The sequence below is a fragment of the Bacteroides mediterraneensis genome, from assembly GCF_016900355.1.
In the GTDB taxonomy this organism is placed as follows: Bacteria; Bacteroidota; Bacteroidia; order Bacteroidales; family Bacteroidaceae; genus Phocaeicola.
This window is the reverse complement of record NZ_JACJKA010000004.1, coordinates 94,631-106,999: the sequence shown is the minus strand read 5'-3', so window position 1 is coordinate 106,999 and position 12,369 is coordinate 94,631. Positions and strand designations below refer to the sequence as shown.

Annotated in this window: 10 protein-coding genes; 8 read left to right on the top strand and 2 right to left on the bottom strand. The window is 50.1% G+C overall.

Features of this window, described 5'->3' with window-relative positions:
• Nucleotides 1-31: 31 nt before the first annotated feature.
• Both ybeY and H6A28_RS04220 read right to left on the bottom strand, forming a co-directional pair.
• Nucleotides 32-457, bottom strand: a complete 426-nt coding sequence (ybeY, locus tag H6A28_RS04225) for an rRNA maturation RNase YbeY (protein WP_204475559.1) — start codon at nucleotides 455-457, stop codon at nucleotides 32-34.
• Between the two features lie 6 nt (nucleotides 458-463).
• Nucleotides 464-1,696: a nucleoside recognition domain-containing protein gene (locus H6A28_RS04220; protein ID WP_204479024.1), complete on the bottom strand. Its 1,233-nt coding sequence runs from the start codon at nucleotides 1,694-1,696 to the stop codon at nucleotides 464-466.
• A gap of 100 nt (nucleotides 1,697-1,796) precedes the next feature.
• Here H6A28_RS04220 and H6A28_RS04215 point away from each other — a divergent pair, with 100 nt between their 5' ends.
• The 8 genes from H6A28_RS04215 (at nucleotide 1,797) to H6A28_RS04180 (ending at nucleotide 12,134) form a co-directional block, all read left to right on the top strand.
• Nucleotides 1,797-2,846 carry a DUF3810 domain-containing protein gene (locus H6A28_RS04215; protein WP_204479023.1) on the top strand — a complete coding sequence of 350 codons (1,050 nt, stop codon included), beginning with the start codon at nucleotides 1,797-1,799 and terminating at the stop codon, nucleotides 2,844-2,846.
• A gap of 313 nt (nucleotides 2,847-3,159) precedes the next feature.
• Nucleotides 3,160-4,290, top strand: coding sequence for an N-acetyltransferase (locus H6A28_RS04210; protein ID WP_204479021.1), 1,131 nt, complete (start codon nucleotides 3,160-3,162; stop codon nucleotides 4,288-4,290).
• Between the two features lie 22 nt (nucleotides 4,291-4,312).
• Nucleotides 4,313-6,253: a DNA topoisomerase IV subunit B gene (locus H6A28_RS04205; protein WP_204475511.1), complete on the top strand. Its 1,941-nt coding sequence runs from the start codon at nucleotides 4,313-4,315 to the stop codon at nucleotides 6,251-6,253.
• Between the two features lie 35 nt (nucleotides 6,254-6,288).
• The gene (coaD, locus tag H6A28_RS04200) at nucleotides 6,289-6,750 is read left to right on the top strand and encodes a pantetheine-phosphate adenylyltransferase (RefSeq protein ID WP_204475510.1); all 462 of its coding nucleotides are present in this window, start codon (nucleotides 6,289-6,291) and stop codon (nucleotides 6,748-6,750) included.
• Between the two features lie 12 nt (nucleotides 6,751-6,762).
• Entirely contained in the window at nucleotides 6,763-8,352 is a 1,590-nt protein-coding gene (locus H6A28_RS04195; protein WP_204479019.1) for a S41 family peptidase, read from the top strand.
• Nucleotides 8,353-8,637: 285 nt separating this feature from the next.
• On the top strand, nucleotides 8,638-9,327 hold the full coding sequence (locus tag H6A28_RS04190) for a succinate dehydrogenase/fumarate reductase cytochrome b subunit (protein ID WP_204479018.1): 690 nt from the start codon (nucleotides 8,638-8,640) through the stop codon (nucleotides 9,325-9,327).
• Nucleotides 9,328-9,360: 33 nt separating this feature from the next.
• A complete protein-coding gene (locus H6A28_RS04185) occupies nucleotides 9,361-11,343 on the top strand; it encodes a fumarate reductase/succinate dehydrogenase flavoprotein subunit (protein WP_204479016.1) in 1,983 nt (660 codons plus the stop codon).
• 35 nt (nucleotides 11,344-11,378) lie between these two features.
• A complete protein-coding gene (locus H6A28_RS04180; RefSeq protein ID WP_204475507.1) occupies nucleotides 11,379-12,134 on the top strand; it encodes a succinate dehydrogenase/fumarate reductase iron-sulfur subunit in 756 nt (251 codons plus the stop codon).
• The last annotated feature ends 235 nt before the right edge of the window (nucleotides 12,135-12,369 follow it).

Sequence of the window (12,369 nt, the reverse complement as noted above, 5' to 3'; positions counted from 1 at the left end):
TATGTTTTTATTTCTTTTGCAAAAATACGAATTACATGAAATCTTTCCGCATTTCCAGGGCCTTGTTTTCGGCGGCCTCCATGATTTCGCGTTCGCCGGGACCCTTGTCGTTGATGCCGCACAAGTGCAGTACACCGTGGATGATAACCCGGAAAAGTTCCGTCTCATACGGCGCTTCAAACTGCACGGCATTGGTGCGTACGGTGTCCAGGCTGATGAACAGGTCGCCCGACAGCCGTTTCCCTTCGCAGTAGTCGAAGGTGATGATATCCGTGTAATAATCGTGCTGCAGGTACTGGCGGTTCACTTCCAGAATCTTCTCGTCCGAGCAGAAAATATAGGCAATGTCGCCCACTCTTTTTCCGTAGGTTTCTGCTACGGCTTTGATCCATGCGGTGGTTTCACGCTGCTTGATGGCGGGCATTTCCACGCCTTCCGTTTGATAAGTGATCATAATGGTATGTTAATTGAAAAATAAATATCCGATAAAGATGGCAGCCAGAATACCGGCAAAGTCGGCAATCAGTCCGCAAGGCACGGCGTGCCGGGTGCGCGTTACGCTCACACTGCCAAAGTAGACTGCCAAGATGTAGAACGTGGTATCGGTGGAACCTTGGAAAATGCAGGCCAGCCGTCCCACGAAAGAATCAGCCCCGTAGGTCGTCATGGCATCCACCATCAGTCCACGGGCCCCGCTTCCGCTCAACGGTTTCATCAGGGCGGTAGGTAATGCCCCCACAAACTGGTCGTCCAGTCCGCAGCCTCTCACCAAGGTGGCGATACCTTGTATCAGAAAATCCATGGCACCCGAAGCCCGGAACACTCCGATGGCAACTAAGATGGCCACCAGATACGGGATGATTCGTACGGCAGTGGAGAAACCCTCTTTGGCCCCTTCCACAAAGGCATCGTACACATTGACCTTTTTCCGTACGCCGGCCACGATGAAACCGATGATAATCAGAAACAGGAAGACATTGGCAAAGGTGGTAGAGTACAGGTCAATCTGCTGCCGGGTAAGCAGGTGGAAGAAATAGATGATGCCCGCGATGAAAAGGCTGGCTCCTCCCAAGAACAGGAGGATGGTACGGTTCAGCAAGTTGATGCGTTGGTACAGGCTGACTGCAAGAATGCCGGCCAAGGTTGAAAAGAACGTAGCCAACAGGATGGGTACAAACACATCGGTGGGTTGGGCCGCTCCTAACTGCGCCCGATACACCATGATGCTGATAGGAATCAAGGTCAGCCCCGAAGTGTTCAGCACTAAAAACATAATCATCGGGTTGCTCGCCGTGTCTTTTTTCGGGTTCAGTTCTTGCAGTCCTTCCATGGCTTTCAGTCCGAGCGGAGTGGCTGCGTTGTCCAGCCCCAGCATGTTGGCCGCTAAGTTCATGAAAATACTACCCGTCACCGGATGTCCTTTCGGGATGTCCGGAAACAGTTTTGAAAACAGCGGACTGAGCAGCCGGGCAAAGAGCTGGATCACGCCTCCCTTCTCACCAATCTTCATGATGCCGAGCCAAAGCGAAAGTACACCGGTCAGTCCCAAAGAAATCTCGAAAGCCGTCTTCGACGAGTCGAAAGTAGAGTTGATGATGGTTGGAAAAACCGTCGTGTCGCCAAAGCACACCAGTTTCACAAGGGCCACCCCGAAGGCCAGCAGAAAGAATGCAATCCAGATGTAGTTTAATGCCATTTTCTGTCTAAGTATAATTCATGATTAATCTGTGTTACAAAAGTATATATTTTCTTCGTCACTACCTTCACCTTCTTTGAAAACATATAACTTTGTGTGTATGAAAAGTTTTCCGTTACGTTTTGTCCGTTGGGGCATAGAAGCCTTTTTGCTGGTGCTGGTAATTCTCTGCCGTTATTGGCCGGCGGCGGGAGAGGCGTATGCCCGTTACGTCTATCCCGTGTGTTCCACCGTGCTGTCTGCCCTGGTGGCATGGATTCCATTTTCGGTGGAAGAATGGCTGGTCATCGCTTTTTGTGCCCTTTTCATCGGGCTGCCGTTTTGGGCACGCAGGAAGAAAAAAGGCTGGAAGTGGACGTTGCGTGCCGAAGCCGAAGTCCTCGTGGTCGTCTATCTTTGGTTCTATTGGGGGTGGGGCATCAATTATTTCCGGAAAGACTTTTTCAATCGGTCGGCCATCGAACCGGTGGCCTATGTGGAAGAAGATTTCCATCGTTTCCTGACTACTTATACCGACAGCCTGAATGCGGCCTATACCACCCTGTCGCTTCCCGCCCACGATGAAATCGAGCAGGAAGTGAAACAACTCTATGCGCAGGTACCCTCCCGTTTCGGTTTGTCGTCTCCTCGCAGCTACCAGCATCCCAAGCCGGTAGCTTTCAACGCCCTCTATTCCGGTGTGGGAGTCTTGGGCTACATGGGACCTTTCTTTGCCGAATCGCAGTTGAACCGTGAGTTGCCTCCTTTGCAATGGCCTTTTACCTATGCGCATGAATATGCCCACCTGTTGGGAGTAAGCAGTGAGGCCGAAGCCAATTTCTGGGCCTATCAGATTTGCATCCGTTCCCAGTCGCCGGCTGTCCGTTATGCCGGTTACTTCGGATTGCTCCCTTATGTACTTTCCAATGCGGCCGGTTTGCTGGATGACGATGCTTACCGTCAGCTGCTCCAGTCCATCCGTCCGGAGGTCATTCAGACTCTTCGGGAGAAGCAGGCGTATTGGGAAGAAAGATACAGTCCGTGGGTCGGACGGATACAGGAGCAGATTTACGAATGGTACCTGAAGGGCAATCAGATTCCGTCCGGGCAGAAAAACTATGGGGAGGTCATCGCCATGGTCTTGTCATTACCCGCCGACTGGTGGAAATGAGTTTGTGAGAATGTAAAATTCACGTCCACTCGTCGGGCGGTGAATAAATTTTCGATTCTCGTGAGGGAAAAGTGACGTATTTTGTTGTAGGATAGTGACTTATCGGTTTTGGAGGCTTGGCAATCTGGAAACAAATGAAAAGAATCGTTAAAATGCATCCCCACAATAGGCCACAGAGAGCCGTCTCGGTTTTTTCCCGTCCGGGCTTAAAGTGTGAAAATCAGTAAATAGACCGCATTTTCGGAGAAAAAGCATTATCTTTACAGCCTTAATTTTTCTAAACTCTTAGCGAACGAAAGAAAATTATACCGCAATGACTATCTCGATTCAAAAAGTTACGACGAAAGCAGAACTGAAGAAGTTCATACGTTTCAATTACGAACTTTATAAAAATAATCCTTATTCTGTCCCCGATTTGTACGATGACATGCTCAACACCTTCAACCCGAAGAAGAATGCAGCGTTTGAGTTTTGTGAGGCCGATTATTTTCTGGCCTATCGGGGGGATGAGATTGTAGGCCGTGTGGCTGCCATCATCAATCACCGGGCCAACGACACCTGGCACAAGAAGGAAGTGCGCTTCGGCTGGATTGACTTCATTGACGAAGAAGAAGTGTCGGCAGCCTTGCTCGATGCGGTGGCCAAATGGGGAAAGGAACGAGGAATGGAAGCCATGGTGGGTCCGCTGGGGTTTACCGATATGGATGCCGAAGGCATGCTGGTAGAAGGGTACGACCAGTTGGGTACGATGGCTACCATTTATAACTATTCTTACTATCCCGAACACATGGAGCAGTTGGGCTTTGAGAAAGAAGCCGACTGGGTGGAATACAAGCTCACTGTGCCGCACCAGCTTCCCGACAAGTTTGTGCGTATCTCTGAAATCATCCTGCAGAAATACAAACTGAAAATCAAGAAACTCAAACGGGGTGACATCAAAAAAGGAAATTACGGGCAGAAAATCTTCGATTTGATTAATGAAGCCTACGCGCCATTGTATGGCTATTCACAGATGACCCAGGGACAGATTGACCAGTATGTCAAGATGTATCTCCCACTCATCGATTTGCGCATGGTGTCGTTGGTAGAAGACGAAGAAGGCAATCTGGTAGCCGTGGGTATTGCCATGCCTTCGTTGTCTGTTGCCTTGCAGAAAGCCAAGGGCAAGATGCTGCCTTTCGGTTGGTATTATTTGCTGAAAGCCCTGTTCATCAAGCGGCCTCGCATCCTCGATTTGTTGCTGGTAGGCGTGAAGCCCGAATACCAGAGCAAGGGAGTCAATGCCCTGCTGTTCTACGATTTGGTACCTATCTTCCAGCAGATGGGATTTGAGTACGGTGAGAGCAACCCGGAACTGGAGCTCAACAAGAAAGTGCAGGCACAGTGGAGTGCCTTTGAATCGGTACAGCACAAACGTCGTCGGGCTTATAAGAAAATGATTTAATGTCAGAAAGGGGATTTATATAATGGAGGAAATTAACGAACACACCGTTTCTTCCGCCAACTATACGGAAGAGAACATTCGTCACCTGAGCGACATGGAGCACGTGCGCACTCGTCCCGGTATGTACATCGGACGACTGGGCGACGGTTCACAGGCCGAAGATGGTATCTATGTACTGCTCAAGGAAGTGGTGGACAACAGCATCGACGAGTTCAAGATGGGCGCCGGAAAGCGCATCGAGATTCAGCTGGAAGACAACTTGCGTGTGTCCGTGCGCGACTATGGGCGAGGCATCCCTTTGGGAAGTCTGGTCGATGCCGTCTCCATGCTGAACACCGGAGGTAAGTACGACACCAAGGCCTTCAAGAAAAGTGTGGGACTGAATGGAGTAGGTGCCAAGGCGGTCAATGCCCTGAGTTCGCATTTTGTAGCCTGGAGTGCCCGCGACGGACAGATGCGCAAGGCCGTCTTCGAACGTGGAGAACTGATCAGCGACGAAACCTGCGCTACCGACGAGGAGAACGGTACCTATATCTTCTTTGAACCCGACGACACCCTGTTTCTGAACTATCGCTTCCGTCCGGAGTTCATCGAGACCATGCTCCGTAACTATACCTATCTGAACACAGGTCTTTCCATTTATTACAACGGCCACCGCATCGTGAGCCGTAACGGACTGGAGGACTTGCTGAACGATAACATGACGGCCCCGGGACTGTATCCCATCGTGCACCTCACGGGCGAGGACATTGAGATAGCCTTTACCCACAGTGCCCAGTATGGCGAAGAATACTATTCGTTTGTCAACGGACAACACACCACCCAGGGAGGAACTCACCAGAGTGCCTTCAAGGAACACATTGCCCGCACCATCAAGGAATTCTACGGGAAGAACCTCGAATACCAGGACATCCGTAACGGACTGGTGGCTGCCATTGCCATCAACGTGATTGAGCCTACTTTCGAGAGTCAGACCAAAATCAAGCTCGGTTCGCTCACCATGGCCCCCGAAAAAGACTCCGACGGGAATCCCTATCCGCTGTCGGGTGTCAGCGTGAACAAGTTTGTGGGCGACTTTGTGAAAGAGCAGGTAGACAACTATCTCCACAAGCATCCCGATGTAGCCGAAATCCTGTTGCAAAAAATTCAGGAATCCGAGAAAGAGCGCAAGGCCATTGCCGGCGTGACGAAGATTGCCCGCGAGCGTGCCAAGAAAGCCAACCTGCACAACCGCAAGCTGCGCGATTGCCGCATCCACCTCAATGACCAGAAGGGCGGTAAGAAAGACGACGAGGACGACCCGCGTTTGGAAAGCTCCATCTTCATTACCGAGGGAGATTCGGCCAGCGGTTCCATCACGAAGAGCCGCGATGTCAACACCCAGGCCGTGTTCAGCTTGCGCGGTAAGCCGTTGAACTCGTTCGGCCTGACCAAGAAGGTGGTCTACGAGAACGAAGAGTTCAACCTCTTGCAGGCAGCCCTGAACATCGAAGACGGACTCGACGGACTCCGGTATAATAAGGTAATCGTGGCCACCGATGCCGATGTGGACGGTATGCACATCCGTCTGCTGATGATTACTTTCTTCCTGCAGTTCTTCCCCGACCTGATTAAGAAAGGTCATGTCTATATTTTGCAGACCCCGTTGTTTCGCGTGCGAAACCGCAAGAAAGGTGTTTACGAAACCATCTACTGCTATTCGGACGAAGAACGTCTGGCCGCCATCGAGAAGCTGAGCCCCAATCCGGAAATCACCCGATTCAAAGGACTGGGAGAAATCTCGCCCGACGAGTTCCGCCATTTTATCGGCAAGGACATGCGTCTGGAGCAGGTCACCCTCCGCAAGACCGACGCCGTGAAGGAACTGCTGGAGTTCTACATGGGCAAGAATACCATGGAACGCCAGAACTTCATCATCGACAACCTGGTGGTGGAAGAAGACCTGATCAAGGAAGAAGAATGAATCATTAAATAAGTATCGACTGTCAATTATCAGTGATGAAAAAAGCAATATTCCCGGGCACCTTCGACCCGTTTACCATCGGCCACTATTCCGTGGTGAAGCGTGCCCTGACTTTTATGGACGAAATCGTCATCGGCATCGGAGTGAACGACAAGAAGAAAACCTGGTTCCCCACCGAGAAGCGTGTGGAGATGATCCGGAAACTCTATGCCGACGAACCCCGCATCACCGTCGAGGCCTACGATAACCTTACGGTGGATTTTGCCCGCGAACGGGGAGCCGGATTCATTATCCGCGGCATCCGTACCGTACACGATTTTGAATACGAAGAAACCATTGCCGACATCAACCGCAAGCTGGCCGGTGTGGAAACCATCCTGCTCTTTACCGAGCCGGAACTGACCGCCATCAGCTCCACCATCGTACGCGAGCTGTTGCAGTATGGCAAGGACGTGTCGGCGTTCCTGCCCGAAGGAATGGATATAGACGACAAATAAAACTTTCAGCACATGAAAATCAGCAAATATGTTTTGGCGTTCTGTTGCGGACTGGCTGCCTGGACGGCCCTGCCTGCACAGAACAGACTGCTCGACTCCCCTTCGCGCAAGTTGCAGTTGGCGGAGTTTGCCATTTCCAATCTTTATGTAGATAAAGTAGACGAAGACAAGTTGGTGGAAACCGCCATTGTCAGCATGCTCGAAGAGCTCGACCCGCATTCCACCTATTCCGACCCGGAAGAAGTGAAACGCCTCAATGAACCCCTTCAGGGAAATTTCGACGGTATCGGCATCCAGTTCAACATGGCCACCGATACCCTGTTTGTCATCCAGCCCGTATCGGGAGGACCTTCCGAGAAGGTCGGTATCCTGGCTGGCGACCGCATCATTGAAGTGAACGACACGGTGATTGCCGGCGTGAAGATGAACACCGACGAAGTGATGCGCCGTCTGCGCGGACCGAAAGGCTCCACGGTGACGGTGAAAGTGCTGCGTGCCGGGGTGAAGGAACTCCTGCCGTTCACCATCAAGCGCGACAAGATTCCCGTATACAGTCTCGACGCTTCCTACATGGTGGAAGGACAGATTGGCTACATCCGCGTGAACCGTTTTGCGGCCACTACCGCCAAGGAATTCACGGATGCCCTGCATAAATTGCAGAAACAAGGCATGAAAGACCTGATACTCGACTTGCAAGGCAACGGCGGCGGTTACCTGAATGCGGCCATCAGCCTGTGCGACCAGATATTGGGAGCAAAGGAACTCATTGTCTACACCGAAGGCCGCCGCAACCCGCGGTCGGAATTTGAGGCCAAAGGCGACGGGGATTTCCAGCAAGGTCGTTTGGTGGTACTGGTCGACGAATATTCCGCTTCGGCCAGTGAGATTGTCACCGGAGCCATCCAGGACTGGGACCGCGGTATCGTGGTCGGTCGGCGTACCTTTGGAAAAGGACTGGTGCAGCGTCCCATCGACCTGCCCGACGGTTCCATGATCCGCCTGACCGTAGCCCGCTACTACACTCCTTCGGGCCGTTGCATCCAGAAACCTTACGAGAGCATCGAAAAATACAACCAGGATTTGATTGACCGCTACAACCGCGGCGAGATGATGAGTGCCGACAGCATCCATTTCCCCGATTCGCTCAAGGCCAAGACCCTGAAGTTAGGACGTACCGTGTATGGCGGTGGAGGCATCATGCCCGACTATTTTGTGCCCATCGATACCACGATGTACACCGACTACTACCTGGCTCTGCGCGACAAGGGAGCCATGGTACAGCTGAACATCAAGCTCATCGACCGTCACCGGCAGGAATGGCTCAAGCGTTACAAGACCTTCGACCGTTTCAACCGCGAGTTTGAAGTGACCAAGGAGATGCTCGACGAGCTGGTGGCACAAGGTACTTCGCTGGGCGTGAAGTATGACGAAGCCCAGTTCCAGACCGCCCTGCCGCTGATAAAGACCCAGCTGAAGGCCCTGCTGGCCCGCGACATCTGGGACATGAACGAGTACTTCCAGGTGATTAATACGCTGAGCGACAGCATGAAAAAGGCACTGGAACTGCTGCGCCAGCCCGGCATGAATTTCCCTAAAAGATAGGCCCGGAAAAACGCAAGTGCGTTTGTCCTGAAACGCAAGTACGTTTCAAGTAAAACGCAAGGACGTTTTCCCTAAAACGCAAGTGCGTTTGGATCAAAACTCTTCGGCGTTTTGTTTCAAACGCACTTGCGTTTTTTTAGACCTCCGAATCCAGCTCCCGATTACAGAATTTTTTCCATAATCTGTTGTATTATCTGAAGAAAACTTCTAATTTTGCATCATAATTTAGACCGTGGGGTACGAATTTATAGTTCTAACAATTAAATAATTTAAATTCAATCATTTATGTGGTTAAGTAATTCATCTATTGGAAGGAAAGTGGTGATGAGCGTCACAGGTATCGCCCTTGTCCTGTTTCTGACATTTCACATGGCGATGAACCTTGTTGCATTGTTCTCGGGCGAGGCATACAACATGGTCTGTGAGTTCCTCGGCGCTAACTGGTATGCACTGGTAGCTACTGTCGGACTGGCTGCCCTGTTTGTAATTCACATCATCTACGCTTTCTGGCTGACGATGCTGAACCGTGCCGCACGCGGTCACGAACGTTATGCAGTGACATCAAAACCGAAAACGGTAGAATGGGCTTCTCAGAACATGCTGGTACTGGGTATCATCGTAATTTTGGGTCTGGTTCTTCACTTCGTGAACTTCTGGAGCAAAATGCAGTTTGCTGAAATTGTAGGCAACCCGATGATGGGAGGTCTTGATGCAGCCGACGGTTATGGCTACATCCTGCAGACATTCTCTAATCCGGTGTTCTTTGTACTGTACATCATCTGGCTGATTGCCTTGTGGTTCCACTTGACTCACGGTTTCTGGAGCGCTATGCAGACACTGGGTTGGAACAACACCATCTGGATTAACCGCTGGAAATGCATCTCTAACATCTATTCTACCATTATCGTACTGTGCTTCATGCTGGTAGCTGTGGTATTCTTCATCAAGAGTTTGATGGGTTGCGGTGCTTGCTAATTTAAGTATAACTGATTAAATAGAAAAAACATTATGACTAAGATACTTGATTCTAAGATTCCTGAAGGCCCGATAGCTGAGAAATGGACCAATTATAAAGCTCACCAGAAACTGGTGAACCCGGCTAACAAACGTCGTCTGGACATCATCGTAGTAGGTACTGGTTTGGCAGGTGCTTCTGCAGCTGCTTCTCTCGGTGAAATGGGATTCCGCGTATTCAACTTCTGTATCCAGGATTCTCCGCGTCGTGCACACTCTATCGCTGCACAGGGTGGTATCAACGCAGCCAAAAACTACCAGAACGATGGTGACTCTATCTACCGTCTGTTCTATGATACAGTGAAAGGTGGTGACTACCGTGCACGTGAAGCTAACGTATACCGTCTGGCCGAAGTGTCAAACAACATCATCGACCAGTGCGTGGCACAGGGTGTTCCTTTCGCTCGTGAATACGGTGGTACACTGGCTAACCGTTCATTCGGTGGTGCACAGGTATCACGTACTTTCTATGCCAAAGGTCAGACTGGTCAGCAGCTGTTGTTGGGTGCTTACTCTGCATTGAGCCGTCAGGTAGGTGCAGGTACTGTAAAACTGTACACTCGTTATGAAATGGAAGACATCGTCCTCATCGGCGGTCGTGCCCGCGGTATCATTGCCAAGAACCTGGTAACTGGTAAATTGGAACGCTTCGCTGCTCATGCAGTAGTTATTGCTACCGGTGGTTACGGTAACACTTACTTCCTGTCTACCAACGCAATGGCTTGTAACTGTACAGCTGCCATGTCTTGCTACCGTAAAGGTGCCTTGTTTGCTAACCCGGCTTACGTACAGATTCACCCGACCTGTATTCCGGTACACGGTGACAAGCAGTCTAAGCTGACTTTGATGTCTGAGTCTCTGCGTAACGATGGTCGTATCTGGGTTCCGAAGAAACTGGAAGATGCCAAAGCATTGCAGGCTGGTACCATGAAGCCGACCGATATCCCTGAAGAAGACCGTGACTACTACTTGGAACGTCGTTATCCGGCATTCGGTAACCTGGTTCCGCGTGACGTTGCTTCACGTGCTGCCAAGGAACGTTGCGACCACGGTTATGGTGTAAACAACACCGGTCTGGCTGTTTACCTGGACTTCTCTGAATGTATCGAACGTCTGGGCTTGGATGTAGTTCGTCAGCGTTACGGTAACCTCTTCGATATGTACGAAGAAATCACTGACGTCAATCCGGGTGAAGTAGGAAAAGAAATCAATGGCGTGAAATATTATAATCCGATGATGATTTATCCGGCTATCCACTATACTATGGGTGGTATCTGGGTAGACTACGAATTGCAGACTACCATCAAGGGTCTGTTCGCCATCGGTGAATGTAACTTCTCTGACCACGGTGCCAACCGTCTGGGTGCTTCTGCATTGATGCAGGGTCTGGCCGACGGTTACTTCGTATTGCCTTACACTATCCAGAACTACCTGGCTGACCAGATTACGGTTCCTCGCTTCTCTACTGACCTGCCTGAATTTGAAGAGGCAGAAAACGCTGTGAAAGCGAAGATTGATCACCTGATGAACATCAAGGGTAAGAAGTCAGTTGATTCTATCCACAAGGAATTGGGTCGTGTAATGTGGGAATACGTCGGAATGGGACGTACGGCAGAAGGCTTGAAGACTGGTCTGGCTAAGTTGAAAGAAATCCGTAAGGAATTCGAAACTGAACTGTTCATCCCGGGTTCTAAGGAAGGCATGAACATCGAGCTGGATAAGGCTATCCGTCTGAACGACTTCATCACAATGGGTGAGCTGATTGCTTACGATGCATTGAACCGTAACGAATCTTGCGGTGGTCACTTCCGTGAAGAATACCAGACAGAAGAAGGTGAAGCAAAACGTGATGACGAACACTTCTTCTACGTAGCTTGCTGGGAATACCAGGGAAGCGACGACAAGGCTCCGGTATTGTACAAAGAACCGCTGGTTTACGAAGCTATCAAAGTACAGACTCGTAACTACAAGAGCTAATCAGTGAAGTTAAACAATTAAAGAATCTAAGTAAAATGGATAAAAATATATCATTTACGCTGAAAATTTGGCGTCAGAACGGACCTAAGGAAAAAGGTCATTTCGATACATTCCAGATGAAGGATATCCCGGGCGATACTTCTTTCCTGGAAATGCTGGATATCTTGAACGAACAGCTGATTGAATCAGGAAAAGAACCGATTGTATTCGACCATGACTGTCGTGAAGGTATCTGCGGTATGTGTTCTTTGTACATCAACGGACATCCTCACGGACCTGCAAAAGGTGCTACTACCTGCCAGATCTACATGCGTCGTTTCAATGACGGCGATGTAATCACTGTAGAACCGTGGCGTTCTGCCGGTTTCCCGGTTATCAAGGACTTGATGGTAGACCGTTCGGCTTACGATAAAATCATGCAGGCAGGTGGTTTCATCAGCGTGCGTACAGGTGCTCCTCAGGACGCCAACGCCATCCTGATTCCGAAGCCTATTGCTGACGAAGCCATGGATGCCGCTACTTGTATCGGTTGCGGTGCCTGTGTAGCTGCTTGCAAGAACGGTTCAGCCATGCTGTTCGTTTCTGCCAAGGTGAGCCAGTTGAACCTGTTGCCTCAAGGTAAGCCGGAAGCTTTGCGCCGTGCAAAGGCCATGATTGCCAAGATGGACGAACTGGGCTTCGGTAACTGTACCAACACCCGTGCATGCGAAGCAGAATGCCCGAAATGCGTTTCTATCAGCAACATCGCTCGTTTGAACCGCGATTTCATCAAGGCCAAACTGAAAGACTAATTGTCAACTATTCCTGAATAAACCAAGATTCGCCCCGGAGCAGAAAGTGTTTCGGGGCGAATTGTTTTTTTCTATTGCTAAATAGTTTTAAAAAGCTGAAAATCAAGGTGTGAATACTTGCACAGAATAAGTGTTATTCTTACATTTGCAACGTGATTTTTTTCATAGTATTAGATTTAAGGTTAACAAGGTTGGGAGAAAGCGTTCTCCCATTTTTTTTGCCCGTTTTTTTGTA

Coding starts and splice junctions, on each gene's coding strand:
- H6A28_RS04205 (WP_204475511.1), top strand. CDS start 4,313: ATGGAGGAAATTAACGAACACACCGTTTCTTCCGCCAACTATACGGAA.
- H6A28_RS04185 (WP_204479016.1), top strand. CDS start 9,361: ATGACTAAGATACTTGATTCTAAGATTCCTGAAGGCCCGATAGCTGAG.
- H6A28_RS04220 (WP_204479024.1), bottom strand. CDS start 1,696: ATGGCATTAAACTACATCTGGATTGCATTCTTTCTGCTGGCCTTCGGG.
- coaD (WP_204475510.1), top strand. CDS start 6,289: ATGAAAAAAGCAATATTCCCGGGCACCTTCGACCCGTTTACCATCGGC.
- H6A28_RS04210 (WP_204479021.1), top strand. CDS start 3,160: ATGACTATCTCGATTCAAAAAGTTACGACGAAAGCAGAACTGAAGAAG.
- H6A28_RS04180 (WP_204475507.1), top strand. CDS start 11,379: ATGGATAAAAATATATCATTTACGCTGAAAATTTGGCGTCAGAACGGA.
- H6A28_RS04195 (WP_204479019.1), top strand. CDS start 6,763: ATGAAAATCAGCAAATATGTTTTGGCGTTCTGTTGCGGACTGGCTGCC.
- H6A28_RS04215 (WP_204479023.1), top strand. CDS start 1,797: ATGAAAAGTTTTCCGTTACGTTTTGTCCGTTGGGGCATAGAAGCCTTT.
- H6A28_RS04190 (WP_204479018.1), top strand. CDS start 8,638: ATGTGGTTAAGTAATTCATCTATTGGAAGGAAAGTGGTGATGAGCGTC.